The 15,199-nt window shown below is 71.4% G+C and carries 17 protein-coding genes and 1 pseudogene; 11 read left to right on the top strand and 7 right to left on the bottom strand.

The features are described from left to right. Positions 1-71 precede the first annotated feature (71 nt). The 4 genes from ACFWB8_RS17290 (at position 72) to ACFWB8_RS17275 (ending at position 3,801) form a co-directional block, all read left to right on the top strand. Positions 72-485 carry a DUF3151 domain-containing protein gene (locus ACFWB8_RS17290; RefSeq protein ID WP_385226868.1) on the top strand — a complete coding sequence of 138 codons (414 nt, stop codon included), beginning with the start codon at positions 72-74 and terminating at the stop codon, positions 483-485. A 186-nt stretch (positions 486-671) separates the two neighbouring features. Further along, the gene (locus ACFWB8_RS17285) at positions 672-1,520 is read left to right on the top strand and encodes a tryptophan 2,3-dioxygenase family protein (RefSeq protein ID WP_385226866.1); all 849 of its coding nucleotides are present in this window, start codon (positions 672-674) and stop codon (positions 1,518-1,520) included. Further along, positions 1,513-2,742, top strand: coding sequence for a kynureninase (gene kynU, locus ACFWB8_RS17280; protein WP_385226864.1), 1,230 nt, complete (start codon positions 1,513-1,515; stop codon positions 2,740-2,742). The genes ACFWB8_RS17285 and kynU overlap by 8 nt, the downstream gene beginning before the upstream one ends. Positions 2,743-2,922: 180 nt before the next feature. Beyond that, on the top strand, positions 2,923-3,801 hold the full coding sequence (locus tag ACFWB8_RS17275) for an alpha/beta hydrolase family protein (RefSeq protein ID WP_385226862.1): 879 nt from the start codon (positions 2,923-2,925) through the stop codon (positions 3,799-3,801). Here ACFWB8_RS17275 and ACFWB8_RS17270 read toward each other — a convergent pair. Next, positions 3,726-4,211, bottom strand: coding sequence for a hypothetical protein (locus ACFWB8_RS17270; RefSeq protein ID WP_385226861.1), 486 nt, complete (start codon positions 4,209-4,211; stop codon positions 3,726-3,728). The genes ACFWB8_RS17275 and ACFWB8_RS17270 overlap by 76 nt on opposite strands. Positions 4,212-4,336: 125 nt before the next feature. On the opposite strand from ACFWB8_RS17270, the gene ACFWB8_RS17265 reads away from it, so the two are divergent. The 6 genes and pseudogenes from ACFWB8_RS17265 to ACFWB8_RS17240 form a co-directional block, all read left to right on the top strand. Continuing rightward, positions 4,337-5,191 carry a helix-turn-helix domain-containing protein gene (locus ACFWB8_RS17265; RefSeq protein ID WP_385226859.1) on the top strand — a complete coding sequence of 285 codons (855 nt, stop codon included), beginning with the start codon at positions 4,337-4,339 and terminating at the stop codon, positions 5,189-5,191. Next, positions 5,188-5,430, top strand: coding sequence for a DUF397 domain-containing protein (locus ACFWB8_RS17260; RefSeq protein ID WP_385226857.1), 243 nt, complete (start codon positions 5,188-5,190; stop codon positions 5,428-5,430). Before ACFWB8_RS17265 ends, ACFWB8_RS17260 begins: the two co-directional genes overlap by 4 nt. Then, complete coding sequence (locus ACFWB8_RS17255; RefSeq protein WP_385226855.1) at positions 5,394-5,720, top strand: hypothetical protein; 327 nt, start codon at positions 5,394-5,396, stop codon at positions 5,718-5,720. The genes ACFWB8_RS17260 and ACFWB8_RS17255 overlap by 37 nt, the downstream gene beginning before the upstream one ends. An 89-nt stretch (positions 5,721-5,809) precedes the next feature. Then, complete coding sequence (locus ACFWB8_RS17250) at positions 5,810-6,385, top strand: dihydrofolate reductase family protein (protein ID WP_385226853.1); 576 nt, start codon at positions 5,810-5,812, stop codon at positions 6,383-6,385. Between the two features lie 24 nt (positions 6,386-6,409). After that, complete coding sequence (locus ACFWB8_RS17245; protein ID WP_385226851.1) at positions 6,410-7,222, top strand: alpha/beta fold hydrolase; 813 nt, start codon at positions 6,410-6,412, stop codon at positions 7,220-7,222. A 79-nt stretch (positions 7,223-7,301) separates the two neighbouring features. Beyond that, positions 7,302-7,532: pseudogene (locus tag ACFWB8_RS17240) on the top strand (DNA-binding protein); the annotation flags it as partial. 67 nt (positions 7,533-7,599) lie between these two features. On the opposite strand, the gene ACFWB8_RS17235 reads toward ACFWB8_RS17240, so the two are convergent. Continuing rightward, positions 7,600-8,883 (bottom strand): adenylosuccinate synthase, encoded by a 1,284-nt coding sequence (locus ACFWB8_RS17235; protein ID WP_385226849.1) that lies wholly within the window; start codon positions 8,881-8,883, stop codon positions 7,600-7,602. 184 nt (positions 8,884-9,067) lie between these two features. Here ACFWB8_RS17235 and ACFWB8_RS17230 point away from each other — a divergent pair, with 184 nt between their 5' ends. Further along, positions 9,068-9,913 carry a diacylglycerol kinase gene (locus ACFWB8_RS17230; protein WP_385226878.1) on the top strand — a complete coding sequence of 282 codons (846 nt, stop codon included), beginning with the start codon at positions 9,068-9,070 and terminating at the stop codon, positions 9,911-9,913. 259 nt (positions 9,914-10,172) lie between these two features. Here ACFWB8_RS17230 and ACFWB8_RS17225 read toward each other — a convergent pair whose 3' ends face one another. From ACFWB8_RS17225 to ACFWB8_RS17205, 5 genes are all read right to left on the bottom strand, one after another. Continuing rightward, positions 10,173-11,339: a GDSL-type esterase/lipase family protein gene (locus ACFWB8_RS17225; RefSeq protein ID WP_385226847.1), complete on the bottom strand. Its 1,167-nt coding sequence runs from the start codon at positions 11,337-11,339 to the stop codon at positions 10,173-10,175. Beyond that, on the bottom strand, positions 11,336-11,839 hold the full coding sequence (locus ACFWB8_RS17220) for an FBP domain-containing protein (RefSeq protein ID WP_385226876.1): 504 nt from the start codon (positions 11,837-11,839) through the stop codon (positions 11,336-11,338). Before ACFWB8_RS17220 ends, ACFWB8_RS17225 begins: the two co-directional genes overlap by 4 nt. A 78-nt stretch (positions 11,840-11,917) precedes the next feature. Continuing rightward, entirely contained in the window at positions 11,918-13,129 is a 1,212-nt protein-coding gene (locus ACFWB8_RS17215) for a cytochrome P450 (protein WP_385226845.1), read from the bottom strand. A 29-nt stretch (positions 13,130-13,158) separates the two neighbouring features. After that, entirely contained in the window at positions 13,159-13,818 is a 660-nt protein-coding gene (locus ACFWB8_RS17210) for a response regulator (protein WP_385226843.1), read from the bottom strand. Then, on the bottom strand, positions 13,815-15,167 hold the full coding sequence (locus ACFWB8_RS17205; RefSeq protein ID WP_385226841.1) for a sensor histidine kinase: 1,353 nt from the start codon (positions 15,165-15,167) through the stop codon (positions 13,815-13,817). The genes ACFWB8_RS17210 and ACFWB8_RS17205 overlap by 4 nt, the downstream gene beginning before the upstream one ends. Positions 15,168-15,199 lie beyond the last annotated feature (32 nt).

Below are 15,199 nucleotides of genomic sequence, written 5' to 3'. Positions count from 1 at the left end.
GGCCGGGCCCTTCGGCATGCGCCCCTGGCCCGCCTCGCGGTCCCCGGGCCGCGATACCCCAGACTGGGCGCATGTCCATTCACCAGAACCTGCTCGGGGGCCCCGCCCCCACCCACCTCCCCGACGAGCCGGGCCGCGAGGCCCTCGCCGCGGGCACCCCCGCCGTCGAGGTGGCGGCCGCGCACCCCACCTCCTCCCTCGCCTGGGCGACCCTGGCCGACGAGGCCTTCGCCGCCGGTCGCACGGTCGAGTCGTACGCGTACGCCCGTACGGGCTACCACCGCGGCCTCGACGCCCTGCGCCGCGCCGGCTGGAAGGGCCACGGCCCGGTGCCGTGGGAGCACGAGCCGAACCGCGGCTTCCTGCGCGCCCTGAACGCGCTGGCCCGCGCGGCCGGGGAGATCGGCGAGAAGGAGGAGTACGAGCGCTGCTCGACCTTCCTGCGCGACTCCTCGCAGACGGCTGCGGACGCGCTCGGCGCCTGACGCGTACGCGGGTGTTCCGGCCGGGCTCCGCAGGGAGTCCGGCCGGAAGTGGAATGTGACCTACCTCACTCCCTATTGGAGCCTTCACCCGACCCGGTCTTATGATGCGGACAGGGGACCGGAGCTCCACTCACCTCACCGGAAGGAGCGGACCGCTACCCGGAAGCACGTGTCGAGGAGACAGCGATGTCGCACGCCCTTGATGCCTCCGGAGACGGCGGTTCGGACACCCCGAACCTCGACTTCGCCGGCACCACCCCGTACGAGGACTACGTTCAGGCGGACGTCCTGACCCACCTCCAGCACCTGCGCTCGGACGACCCGGGCGAGATGGTCTTCCTGGTGACGACCCAGGTCATGGAGCTGTGGTTCACGGTCATCGTCCACGAGTGGGAAACCGCCGCCCAGGCGCTGCGCGAGGACGACCTGCCGGTCGTGATGGACGCGCTGAAACGTTCCCTCCGGGAGCTGGAAGCCCTCAACTCCTCCTGGCGCCCCCTCGCCCAGCTCACCCCGGGCCAGTTCAACTCCTACCGCGCCGCCCTCGGCGAGGGCTCCGGCTTCCAGTCGGCGATGTACCGCCGGATGGAGTTCCTGCTCGGCGAGAAGTCCGCCTCCATGCTGGTCCCGCACCGCGGCGCCCCCCGCGTCCACGCGGAGCTGGAGAAGGCCCTGCACGAGCCCAGCCTCTACGACGAGGTCCTGCGCCTGCTCGCCCGCCGCGAGCTCCCGGTCCCCGAGTCGGTCCTCGGCCGCGACCTCTCGCAGCGCTACGAGCCTTCCCCCGAGGTCGAGGCCGTCTGGACGGCCCTGTACGCGGACCCCGACCGGCACCCGGACCTCCACCGCCTGGGCGAGGTCCTCACGGACGTGGCCGAACTGGTCTGGCGCTGGCGCAACGACCACCTGACCGCGACCCGCCGTGCGATGGGCGCGAAGACGGGAACGGGCGGCTCGGCAGGCGTGACCTGGCTGGAGAAGCGCGCCACGAAGAACGTCTTCCCGGAACTCTGGACGGCCCGCAGCCATGTCTGATCCGACGGCGAACGCCGCCCCCGGCGGGTCCCGCCCAGCGGATCTCCAGGCCCGCGCAGCCCGGCTGGACGCCACCGACGAGCTCGCCAAGCTCCGCGACCGCTTCCAGCTCCCCGACGGTGTCGTCTACCTCGACGGCAACAGCCTCGGCGCACTGCCGACCGGCGTCGCGCAGCGACTGGCCGAGGTCGTCACCCGGGAGTGGGGCACCAGCCTCATCGGCTCCTGGTCCGACGGCACCTGGTGGACCGCCCCCGAGCGCATCGGCGACAAACTCTCGCCGCTCATCGGCGCGGCCCCCGGCCAGACGGTCGTCGGCGACTCCACCAGCGTCAACCTCTTCAAGGCCCTGGTCGGCGCCGCCCGCCTCGCGGGCCCCGGCCGGACCCGGATGCTGGTCGACGCCGCCACCTTCCCCACCGACGGCTACATCGCCGGGTCCGCGGCCCGGATGACCGGCCTGACCGTGGTCCCCACCGACCCGGCGGACATCCCCGCGGCGCTCGGCGAGGACACCGCCGTGGTGCTCCTCAACCACGCCGACTACCGCACCGGCCGCCTGCACGACCTGCCCGCCCTCACCCGCGCGGCCCACGCCGTCGGCGCCATCACCGTCTGGGACCTGTGTCATTCCGCCGGCGCGCTCCCCGTCGGCCTCGACGCCCACGCCGTGGACCTGGCGGTCGGGTGCACGTACAAGTACCTCAACGGCGGCCCCGGCGCGCCCGCGTACCTGTACATCGCCGCCCGCCACCAGCAGGCCTTCGATTCTCCGCTGCCCGGCTGGAACGGCCACGCGGACCCCTTCGCGATGACCCCGGACTACGCGCCGGCCGCGGGAGCCACCCGCGGCCGCGTCGGCACCCCGGACATCCTGTCGATGCTCGCCCTGGAGTCGGCGCTCGACGCCTGGGACGGGGTGTCCATCGAGGCGGTCCGGGCCAAGTCCCTCGCGCTGACGGACTTCTTCCTGGAGTGCGTCGCGGCGTACGTCCCCGAGGGCGCGGTGGAGTCGGTGACCCCCGCCGAGCACGCCCACCGTGCCAGCCAGGTCTCGCTGCGTACCGAGAACGCCCGCGAGGTCATGGCGGAGCTCATCTCCCGGGGGGTCGTCGGGGACTTCCGCGCCCCCGACGTCCTGCGTTTCGGCTTCACCCCGCTCTACGTCGGTTTCGCCGACGCGGAGCGCGCAGCGCGCACGTTGGGTCACATTTTCGGGTGACTCTCTAGCGAACCGTCACATCACCGGGCGGGCGGGGCTGCGGCTCCGCCCGCCCGCGTGCATGGCGGACCCCGCACGGATCGCCCCGTTCCAGCCTGATACGGTCCCGCTCTGCCGGATCACCGGAACAACCGGAACATCTGTCCCTGCTGTCCCACGCGTTACCGAGAGGTTGAGTCGATGACGGACCCCGCAGTGGAACGGGACGCTGCCGAGGCCGCCTCGGCCTTCTCCCATCCGCCGGTCGCCCCCGACGCGACGGCGGCCTACGGTGAACACCCCGATCAGGTCGTCGATTTCTACGCCCCGCGCGGTGACGGGCCCCACGGGCCGGCCCCGCTGGTCGTGGTCCTGCACGGGGGCGCCTGGCGCGCTCCGTACGACCGGCAGCACATCACCCCCTTCGTGGACTTCCTGGCCCGCCGGGGTTTCGCGGTGGCCAATGTCGAGTACCGGCGCGGTAGTTCGCTGCCGCACCAGAACGCCGAGGGCCCGATCGCCGGGCGCTGGCCCGAGACCTTCGACGACGTCGCCGCGGCGATGGACGCGCTCCCGGGGCTGGCCGGGGCCGCGCTGCCGCTGGCCGACTCCCGCCGCGTGGTGATCACCGGCCACTCCGCCGGCGGACACCTCGCCCTGTGGGCCGCGGCCCGGCACGTACTGCCGGCCGGGTCCCCGTGGCGGCTGCCTTCCCCGCCGCTGCTGCGCGGCGTGGTGGCTCTGGCCCCCATCGCGGACTTCGGGGTCGCGGAGGAGTTGGGCGTGTGCGGCGGGGCGTCGGCGCAATTGCTGGGCGGCGGTGCGTTCTTCGAGGAGCGCCGCCCGTACGCCGACCCGGCGGCGCTGCTCCCGACGGGCATCGCCACGGCGGTGGTGCAGGGCCGGGAGGACATCGTGGTCCCGCACGCGGTGGCGGAGTCGTACGTGGCGGCGGCCGCGCAGGCGGGGGAGATGGTCGGGCTGACGCTGCTGGACGGGATCGGTCACTTCCCCCTGATCGACCCCGCGGCGGACGCCTGCGCGGTGGTCGCGGAGGAGATCTCGCAACTCGCCTGGTAGAGCCCGGCGGCCCGGTACAGGAGCAGCGCGTGCACGAAGCGGTCCTCCGCGGTCGGCCGGCACCGCCAGGCGAGCGGCCATGAGCCTTCCAGTTCGGGTACGGGGATGTAGGTGGTGCGGCGGGGCCCGGAGGCGAGCCGGGTGAACCCGGGCGGCCAGACGCGGTACGCGGCGCTGCCGACGGGGATCAGGAAGTAGACGGGCCGCCGCCCGTTGCTCTGGACCACGATCGGCCCGGGGTCACCGCCAGTGAGCGTGACGAGCAGATCGGCGAGATCCCGTCCCATGTCACCGTCCACGCGTAGAGCGTCAAATTGCACTCCTGCCTTGCGGATTCCGATGCCGGCGGCCGGAATCCAGCTGGGGACGGGGGAGTTGGGCGTGACGGGGGAGTGACTTTCCGTGTTCATGCGTCCAGCTTGATGGGTGAGGTCTAGCGTTTTCCATATCCCGGACTTGAGGGCTCAGAACTCTGGGATAGCGCCGCCATGCGGTGGAGACCGTTTGAGTTCGTTTGAGTTCGGGGGTGTTCGCATTGGCCAAGGCAGACGGCAACAAGGACAAGGAACGGGACGAGGACGACCGCCATGCGACGTCCTTGATCGCGGAGATCGCCCGCATCCTGCGACTGGAGAAGGGCCTGACCCAGGAGGAACTGGGGGTGCTCATCGGGTACACGGGCTCGGCCATCAGCGCCATGGAGACCGGGGCGCAACCGGCGAGCGACGTGATGCTGGAGCGGCTGGAGACGGCGATCGGGGACAGGCGCAAGATCTTCGAGGTGGCGCGCAAGTACGTGCTGATGGAGAAGTACCCGGTGCGGTTCCGGAGCTTTTCGCAGATGGAGGCGTTGGCGCACACGATCTCGTCGTACGAGACCTTGGTCGTGGACGGGCTCTTCCAGACGGAGGAGTACGCGCGGGCGCTGATCGGGGGCGGCTATCCACCGGTCTCGGAGGCCAAGGCGGAAGAACTGGTCGAGGCGCGACTGGCCCGCAAGAAGCTCTTCGACCGCGATCCGACGGCGATGATCGAGCTGATCCTCGAAGAGGGGGTCCTGACCCGCCCCTTCGGGGACCGGGAGGTCATGCGCGAGCAGCTGCTCTCGCTCGCCAAGGACGCCCAGCGCGACAACGTGACCGTGCAGGTGCTGCCCAAGGACCGCGGCCTGAAGGGCAGCTATGCGGGCGACCGCGGCCCGATGAAGCTGGTGGAGACCAAGGACCACGAGCGCGTGGTCTACCTGGAGATCGAGGACGAGAGCATCCTCATCAGCAACCGGGCCAAGGTCTCCAGGCTGTTCCAGCGGTATGCGAAGATCCGCGCACAGGCACTGAGCCCCGATGAATCCCTGGGTCTCATCGAGCGGTTGGCGGGAGAACGGAAATGAGCACCAGCACCCTGCGGTGGTTCAAGTCGAGCTACAGCGACAGCGGCGGCGGGAACTGCGTCGAGGTCGCCCGCGGCTGGCGGAAGTCGAGCTACAGCGACGACGGCGGCGGGAACTGCGTCGAGGTGGCGGAGTGCGCGACCGCCGTGCACGTGCGGGACTCCAAGAACCTCGGGCCCAGCTTCGCCGTCACGGCAACGGCGTGGGCCGAGTTCGCCGGATGGGCGGGGCGGCCGTGACCTGGTGGGGGCTGATCGTCGAGCAGAACTCCGGCTCCGGCTCGGACCTGACCTGGTCGGTCGACATCCTCGGACACACCAGCGGCACCCGCGAAGACGCCCTGGCGGCCCTCCAGGCAAAGGCCGAGCGGTACGTGCCCAAGCACCCCCACAAGGCCCGGCGCCGCGCCCTCTACCGGCAGAGCGACGGGTTCCTGCTGGTCCTGGACGGGCGGTACCGGCAGTACCTCTGCCGTTTCACCGTGGCGGAACAGCTGGCGGTGGAGGCCCCGGACGGGACCGGGAAGTGATGCTCGGCGCAGCGATGAGTTTTCGGCGGAGCGACGGTCTCAACACCGGAACACCGGAACGGCAGACGTGAAACGAAACGAGGAGACCCGTGCGCATCGTCATCAGTGAGTTCATGAGCCTGGACGGCGTCGTACAGGCGCCGGGCGGGGCCGAGGAGGACACGGACGGGGGCTTCGCGCACGGTGGGTGGTCGCACCCGTTCTTCGATCCGGAGGTGGTGGGCGGCGCTTTCGCCGACGCCACCTCGAAGGCCGAGGCGCTGCTGTTCGGGCGGCGGACGTGGCAGACCATGGCGGCGGCCTGGCCCGGGCGGGCGGGTGACCCGTTCGCGGACCGGATGAACGAGATCCCCAAGTACGTCGTGTCCGAGACGCTGACGGATCTGAACTGGAACAACAGCACACTCGTCACCCTGGACGGGATCCGGGAGCTGCACGGGCGGGACGGCGGTGACCTGCTGGTCATGGGCAGCCCCACGCTCGCGCGCACCCTCCTGGCCGAGGGGCTGGTCGACGAGCTCCGGCTCATCGTCATGCCGGTGCTCCTGGGAGGCGGCAAGTCGATCTTCCCGGCCGACGGTGGCCTCCGTACGCTCGAACTGGTCTCCACGGTCACCAGTCCCGCCGGCGCCAACGTATGCACCTATCGGCCCGTTAAGCAGTAGGTCCGCGCTGGTAGGAGTCAGGGCATGCCGTTCATGCGCGCAGGCCTGAATCTCTACTACGAGGTCACCGGCGAGGGCGATCCGCTCGTCCTCGTCCACGGATCCTGGAACGACCACACGTCGTGGCAGCCGGCGATCGAGGCCGATTTCCGGGCGTCGTTCCGGGTGGTCAGCTATGACCGCCGTGGTCACGGTCGGAGCGAAGCGGGGGCGGGCCAGGGCACGCGCCGGCAGGACGAGGACGACCTGGCCGCCCTGATCGAGCAGCTCGGCCCCGCACCGGCGCACGTGGCGGGCAACTCCTTCGGCGGCATCATCGCGCTCGGCCTGGCCGCCCGCCGCCCCGAGCTGCTGCGCAGCATCATGGTCCACGAGCCCCCGCTCGTCTCGCTCGTGGCCGACGACCCGGCCGCGATGCGGGAACTGGCTCCGACGCAGGCCTCGATCGCCGCTGTCCTCGACCACCTCCGCGAGGGCGAGCACGAAGCGGGCGCTCGTCTCTTCGTCGAACAGGTCGCGATGGGCCCCGGCACGTGGGACGGGCTCCCCGCCCAGCTCCGCGAGAAGCTCGTGGACAACGCCCTCACCTGGCTGGACGAACAGTCCGACCCCGACTGGTCCACGCTCGACCTCACGGCCCTCTCCCGCTGCACCGCCCCGGTCCTCCTGAGCCAAGGCACCGACAGCCCGGCTTGGTTCACGAGGATCCTCGACCGCCTGGCCGAAGCCCTCCCCCAGGCCCACCGCCAAACGATCGAAGGCGCGGGCCACATCCCGCACGTCACCCACCCCGATGAGTACGTAGCCACCCTCACCCACTTCCTCCAGCAGGCATGACCCCGGACGGCGGTCAGCCGGCCGCCCCCGCCTCGCTCCTTCAGGCGAAGCATCGGCATATGCCTGCTCTCGCGCGTGCAAGCTGGACTGGGCCCTGTCCCGGGTCAGGATCGAACCCGTCACCGAGCAGACGGCCAGATCCGCAGCGCGGCTCCTCAAAACCGCCGGCCTGCACGGCCACAAGTGCGCGATCGATGCCACGGTCGCCGAGTTGGCGCTGCGCCAGCCCGGACCGGTGGTCATGCTGACCTCGGACGTGGAGGACATGACAGTGCTCTGCGGCGACCGGGTCAAGCTCGTCGGGATGTGACGCCGAAGGGGGCGGGACGCTCGGTGCGTCCCGCCCCCTTCGGGCGGCCTGTGGGCGAGGCCTAGGCCTACAGGAACGAGTTGATCTCGATCGTCTCGGTGCGGCCGGGGCCGACGCCGATCGCGGAGATCGGGGCGCCCGACATCTCCTCAAGGGCCTTGACGTACGCCTGGGCGTTCTTCGGGAGGTCCGCGAAGGTCTTGGCCTTGGTGATGTCCTCGGACCAGCCGGGGAGGGTTTCGTAGATCGGCTTCGCGTGGTGGAAGTCGGTCTGCGAGTACGGGAGCTCCTCGACGCGCTTGCCGTCGATCTCGTACGCGACGCAGACCGGGATCTCCTCCCAGCCGGTCAGCACGTCCAGCTTGGTGAGGAAGAAGTCCGTCAGGCCGTTCACGCGGGTCGCGTAGCGCGCGATCGGGGCGTCGAACCAGCCGCAGCGGCGGTCGCGTCCGGTGGTCACGCCGCGCTCGCCGCCGATGCGGCGCAGGGCCTCGCCGTCCTCGTCGAACAGCTCGGTCGGGAACGGACCCGCACCCACACGCGTGGTGTAGGCCTTGAGGATGCCGATGACGCGGCTGATCTTCGTCGGGCCGACACCCGTACCCGTGCAGGCGCCGCCCGCGGTCGGGTTCGAGGAGGTGACGAAGGGGTACGTGCCGTGGTCGACGTCGAGCAGGGTGCCCTGGCCGCCCTCGAAGAGCACGACCTTGTCCTCGTCCAGCGCGTCGTTGAGGATCAGGGTGGTGTCGGCGACGTAACCCTTGATCTGGTCCGCGTACTGGAGCATCTCCTCGACGATCGCGGAGGCCTCGATCGCGCGGCGGTTGTACAGCTTCGCGAGGAGCTGGTTCTTGCCCTCCAGCGCCGCTTCGACCTTCTGGATGAGGATCGACTCGTCGTAGAGGTCCTGGACCCGGATGCCGATGCGGTTGATCTTGTCCGCGTAGGTCGGGCCGATGCCGCGGCCGGTCGTACCGATCTTGCGCTTGCCGAGGAAGCGCTCGCCGACCTTGTCGAGGGTGACGTTGTACGGCGTGATCAGGTGCGCGTTGCCGCTGATGAGCAGCTTGGAGGTATCGATGCCGCGCTCGTTCAGGCCGCGCAGCTCGGAGAGCAGGACGGCCGGGTCGACGACGACACCGTTGCCGATGACCGGGGTGCATCCGGGGGAGAGGATGCCGGAGGGGAGAAGGTGCAGTGCGTACTTCTGGTCGCCTACGACGACCGTGTGGCCGGCGTTGTTGCCGCCCTGGTAGCGCACCACATAGTCAACGGATCCACCGAGCAGGTCGGTGGCCTTTCCCTTGCCCTCGTCACCCCACTGAGCTCCGAGCAGCACAAGAGCGGGCACAGGCGTACACCTCTTCCGGATGGGGCATGTCCAAGGTCAGGGGGCGTACGACGATGTACACCGCAGGCTGAGCCGTCGGACCGGTACCCCGGAATAGACGAAGGCCCTGGCGCAATAGCGCAAGGGCCTCTTGCACAAAGATGCTACCCGAGGAAGGACCGAGGTGTCGGCTCCAGAGCCCACCATGAGCCATGCGGGCGCGCCGGTAGGCGGCCTGCTCGTGCTCGTCGACCCGGTCGCCCGCCGTCTTGACGGCGAGTCCGTGCGGATCGCGAAAGATGTGTTGTCAGCCGGAGCTGCGGCGAAAATCTGCCTCCCGGATTCACAGGAGGAGTTTGCGCGGGCCCTGGCCCGCCGGGGTCATCGGCAGCCGGTGATCGTGGGCGACGACCGGGCGCTCGTACGGGCCGTGGGGCTGCTGTACCGGGAGCGGGCGCTGTCCGACGGGGCCGTTTCGCTGATCCCCGTGGGGCAGCCGGGGTCGCTGATGCTGGCGAGGCTGCTGGGGGTGCCGTTGTCGGCCGTGTCGGCCGCGCGGGCGGTCCTGGACGGCACCGTCGGCACGCGGGACCTGCTGGTCGACGACAGCGACGGGGTGGTGCTGGGCGGGCTCAGCATTCCACCCGTCCGGGCGGTACCCCGTCCGGCGGGGCCCTCGGTCTGGAGCGCGTACCGCTCGCTGGTCCGCACCCTCGTGCGGCCGCCGGTGGGGGAGGGCCCGGACGGGTCCGGGCCCCCGGGAGTGGGGCACCGGCTGCGCGTGGAGGCCGACGGGGTGGTGATCGCGGACGTGGACCGGCTGGTGGAGGACGTGTCCGTGACGCCGCGGGAGGGCGACGGCCTCGCCGAGGTGGTCGTCCGGATGGGCACGGGCCCCGGCTCGGTGGTCCGTACGCGGGCCACCGCCGTGACGGTCTCGGGCGCGGACTTCCGCTACCGCGCCGACGCGGCGGTCACCGGCCCGGTCCGGCGGCGCACGTGGACCCTGCGGCCGGGGGCGTGGGCCCTGACGCTGCCGCACCAGCGGTGAGCGGTCCGCCGTCGCCTCCGGCTCCGCCTCCGCCTCCGTCGGCCCCGGTGCTGGCGGCGGAGCTGGGGGAGTGGCGGCGCGAGGGGCTGCTGGTGCCGGTGCCGGCGCCGGTGCTCGATCCGGACAGCACGCCGATCGACCGTGACCCGGGCCGCCCGGGCTGCCGCTGCCCCCGGTCGGCTGACGCTCAACGTCATCCGGGCGCCCGCCGGGGAGCCGGCGCCGAGGCCGGCCGCGCCGGTCCCGGCGGGAGCCGGGCTCAGCCTGCGGTGGCGGCGAACGGGCCGGCGGCGCCGAAGGCCTGCTCGGCGAAGCGCTCGCCGATGCGGCGGTGGCCGGCGGGATCCGGGTGGAGCGCGTCGGGCAGCGGCAGTTCGGCGAAGTCCGCTTCGCCGTAGAGCGAGCGGCCGTCGAGGTAGTGCAGGTTCGGGTCGTCGGCCGCCCGCGCGGCGGTGATGGCGGCGAGCGCGTCCCGGATGACGTTGAGCGTCAGCCGACCGGGGTCCGAGGGGTCGCCGGTGGCCCGGAAGCTCAGCTTTCCGTCGGCGTAGTCCGGTGCGATGGGGCCCGGGGTGTCCTCCTGGATGGGGCAGAGGACGGGGGAGAGCACCAGCAGCGGCGTGGTCGGGTGTCCCTCGCGGATGGTGTCGAGGAAACCGTGGACCGCCGGGCCGAAGGCGCGCAGGCGCATCAGGTCGGTGTTGGCCAGGTTGATGCCGATCTTGATGCTGATCAGGTCCGCGGGGGTGTCGCGCATGGCGCGCGCCACGAACGGGTCGAGCAGGGCGTTGCCGCCGAAACCCAGGTTGATCAGCTCCACGCCGGCCCGGACGGCGGCCACGGCCGGCCAGGTCTCGGTCGGGCTCTCGGCGGTGGACCCGTGGCTGATCGAACTGCCGTGGTGCAGCCACACCCGGCGGCCGAGGTCCGGCGCGGCCTCGACCGGGGCATCGGTGCGCAGGGCGATCACCTCGGTGATCTCGTTCTGCGGGAGCCAGATCTCGACGTTCTTCAGGCCGGCGGGCAGCTCGGCGAACCGGGCGGTGCCGGCCGGGCCGGGCGTGGTGGTCGCCGACCAGGTGGCCATGTCGACGGTGTGGAGGTTGCCGCCGGCCACGCTCGTCCGGTCGCTGAGCCGGCCGTCCACGAGCAGGTCGTACACGCCGTCCGGGCGGACCGGGCCGCCCCGGTAGACCGTCTTCGTGGGGAGCACGTCCAGCTCCACGGCCGTGGCCCGGGTGCGGAAGGCGAGGCGCACACCGGAGGGCTGGGCCTGCGTCATGGCCAGGTACTGATCGGGGAACTGCTTGCGCGCCCAGGCGGGCAGCCGGTGCGGCAGCACGCCCCGCGCGGTGCGTTCCACATCGAGGGCGCCGCGCAGCAGGCCGGCGTCGACGGGCGTGCTGATCCAGTCCGCGGCGCTCACGACGCGATGACCCTGGCGACGAAGGCGTCCAGGTTGCCCGACATGCGCGCGATGCGCTCGTCGAGGGTCAGGGACTCCTCGTACCGCACCGTACGCAGCTTCGGCTGCCGCTTGCCCCGCAGGTACAGGGGGCAGGCGAGGTCCGAGCAGATGTAGGTGCCGACCGTGTTGCCCTCGCGGCCGGCCGCGCCGGCCAGGGGGGCGACGAGCAGGGTGGTCCCGGAGGAGGCGTGGCCCGTCAGGCAGACCTGGCACAGGCTCGACTTCATCGCACTGGTGCGGCTGATGGCGGGCACGCGCAGGGAGATCCCCAGCGGCCCCTGCTCCCGGGGCAGCACGAGATGGGCCCGCAGCGGTGCGCCGGGGTCCACCCAGCCCAGGAAGTCCAGGTCCTGCCAGGGCAGTTCGGCGAAGTCGAGCGGCAAACGCAGGCGTGCCGCCTCGCCCTTGGTGCAGTTCACGAAGGACGAACGGATCTGTTTCTCACTGAGCGGTTCCACGGTCGTCGACCCTATGTCCGTGCCCATGGCCCCGCATCTCAATATTGCGTGATGTCATGATTTGCCGTCCGGCCCCAGCTAGAACTCGACCGCGAGCTCCCGCAGCCCCCGCATGACGTACCCGTCCTGCCACCGCGGCTCCCGGACCAGCCGCAGCGGCGGGATCCCGTCCGCCAGCAGCGCCCCGAAGGACGCGACCAGCTCCCGCCGGGCGAGCGGCGCGCCCAGGCAGTAGTGGATCCCGGCCCCGAAGCTCAGATGCGGATTGTCGGCCCGTACGAGGTCCAGGGCGTCGGGATCCGCGAAACGCGCGGGGTCCCGGTTCGCGGACCCGAAGAGCAGCGCGACCTCGGCTCCGCGGGGGATGGCGGTGTCACCGATGTGGATGTCGTCCAGGACCCAGCGCTCGAACATCTGCAGGGGAGTGTCGTAACGCAGAAGTTCATCCACAGCTGTGGACAACTTTTCGGGATCCGCCCGGAAGGTGCGCAGCAGCTCCAGCTGCGCCGGATTGCGGAACAGCGCCCACCAGCCGTTGGCCGTGGCGTTGACCGTCGCCTCGTGCCCGGCGTTGAGGAGCAGTACGCAGGTGGAGACCATCTCCTGCTCGCTGAGCCGGCCGCCCTCATCGTGGGCGGCGATCATGCCGGAGATCAAATCGCCGCCGGGTCGCCCCCGCCGGGCGGCGATCAGCCCGCGCAGGTAGTCGCTGAACTCCACGCTCGCCCGCACGGCCCTGCGCGCCGTCTCCTCGTCGGGCCGCAGCTCGAACATCCCGCAGATGTCCGCCGACCAGGGCCGCAGCAGCTCCCGGTCCGCCTCGGGCACCCCCAGCAGCTCCGCGATCACCGCGACGGGCAGTGGTTCGGCGACGGCGGTGAGCAGATCCCCGCCCCCGTCGGACACCAGCCGCCCGACCAGCTCCCCTGCCAGCCGCTCGACGGCGGGCGCGAGCTGCTCGACGGTGCGCGGGGTGAAGGCCTTCGCCACCAGCCGCCGCACCCGCGCATGCGCGGGGTCCTCCAGGTCCAGCAGGCCGGTCCCGTTGAGCACGTGGAACGGCTCGTGCTCGGCCGGCGGAGCTTGCTGCCCGAACTCCTCGTGGGTGAAGCGGTGCAGATACGTGCGCCCGAGCCGCCGGTCTCGCAGCAGCGCGCTCACGTCGGCGTGGTGCGGGACCAGCCACTGCCCGGTGGCCTCACACCACACGGCCCGCCCCCGCTCCCGCAACTCCCGGTAGGCGGGGTACGGATCGGCGACGAACGCGGCATCCCACGGATCAAAGCCCATCCCGGCAGCCTAGTGCTGCGCCTGGGAGATCAGGCCGGAGTGACCAGCCGGGTCTCGTACGCGTACACCGCCGCCTGGGTGCGGTCGCGCAGGCCCAACTTGACCAGGATCCGGCTCACGTGGGTCTTGATCGTGGACTCGGCGACGATCAGGCGGTCCGCTATCTCCGCATTGGACAGTCCCTGCGCGATCAGTACCAGCACCTCCGTCTCCCGCTCCGTCAACTCCTCCACACCCGCCGGGTTCGCGAGCCTCGGGGTCTCCGAGAGCTTCGAGAACTCCGAGATCAGCCGCTTGGTCACCGAGGGGGCCAGCAGGGCCTCCCCGGCCGCGACCACCCGCACCCCGTCGGCCAGTTGACGCGCCGACGCGTCCTTGAGCAGGAATCCGGAGGCTCCGGCCCGCAGGGCCTGGTACACGTACTCGTCGAGGTCGAAGGTCGTCAGGACCAGCACCTTCGCGTCCGTGTCGGCGGCCACGATCTCCCGCGTCGCCTCCAGGCCGTTCATCACCGGCATCCGGATGTCCATCAGCACCACATCCGGCTTCAGCGCCGCCACCTGTGTGATGGCCTCGCGGCCGTCCACCGCCTCGCCGACGACCTCGATGCCCTCCATCGCGTTCAGCAGGACGGAGAACCCCTCGCGGACCATCATCTGATCGTCGACGATCAGCACTCTGATCGTCATCCCTTGCCCTCCACCGGCTCGGGCTCCGGCTGGGGCCGACTGGCGACCGGTATGAACACCGCCACCTCATACCCGCCCGTCGCCGTCTTCCCTGCCGTCATATCCCCTTCCAGCATGGCCACCCGCTCCCGCATCCCGGTGATCCCGTGCCCCGCCCCCGGAGAGGGGCGCACATCCCCGGTCGCCGCGCCATTGACGACGCGTATCCCCAGGCCGCCCAGCACATACGACACCTCCACCCCGGCCACCGCGCCCGGCGCGTGCCGCAGGGTGTTGCTCAGGGCCTCCTGGATGATCCGGTACGCCGACAGCTCCACGCCCTGCGGCAGCTCCCGCACCGCGCCCGTCACCGTCTTCTCCACACTCAGCCCGGCCTCCCGCACATTGGCCAGCAGCCCGTCCAGCGAGGCCAGCGTCGGCTGCGGGGCGTCCGGCGCCTCGTAGTCCGCGGAGCGCACCACGCCGAGCACCCGCCGCAGCTCCGTCAGGGCCGCCACCGCGTTCTCCCGGATGGTGACGAATGCCGCCTCCAGCTCCGGCGGCGGGTTCTTCACCCGGTACGGCGCGGCCTCGGCCTGGATCGCGACCACCGACATGTGGTGCGCGACCACGTCGTGCAGCTCGCGGGCGATCGTGGTCCGCTCCTCCAGCAGAGTGCGCCGGTCCCGCTCGACGGCTGTGACCTCCTGCTGTGCGGTCACCTCCGCCGCGGCATGGCGGCGGATCTGGATGCTGGCCGCGATGGCCAGCGCGAAGGCGGAGAAGACGAACATCGTGGGCTGGGCCGGGCCGCCGATGCCGAAGCGGGCGCTGAAGGCGATCGAGGTGCTCACCCCGAAGGCCACGGTGATCACCCACATCCACGCCGCGACGCGGGGCCCGGTGCGCAGGGTCACCAGGAACATGACCGCGATGTACGAGAAGAAGGTGCCCGGGGTCCAGGGCCAGGTCTCCGACCAGCCGCCGCTCCCCAACGCCGCCGCCAGTGTCACTCCCACGACCGCCCAGTACGCGGCGATCGGGCGGGACAGGGTCATCAGCACCGGTGCGCCTGCCAGCAGCCCGATCGCGAACCGGGACGTATCGCTGATGTACCCCTCATGCGTGGCGCCCGCGAAGAGCATGATCACTACGGCCACCGCCCCCACCGCGGCATGGCGGCGCCACACGGCGCGGTGGCGTATCCCCCGGGGGAGCATGCGGGCAAAGGCGTCGTCGGCCGCCGCCAGCGCCAGCGGGCGGTAGGCGAAGGCGTCGGTGAAGAGGTCGTGACGCAGGGACTGCAACAGTCCCTTCGCCATTTTGATCTCCGGTGTCCGGGTGGTCCCCCCGGTGGTCGTCTTGCTCATGTACACGAAGGTACGTGCGGCCCCGCGTCACC

This window comes from Streptomyces sp. NPDC060031 (assembly GCF_042736805.1).
Taxonomy (GTDB): Bacteria; Actinomycetota; Actinomycetes; order Streptomycetales; family Streptomycetaceae; genus Streptomyces.
Note: the sequence above shows the minus strand (reverse complement) of the source record. Positions and strands in the feature narration are given on the sequence as shown.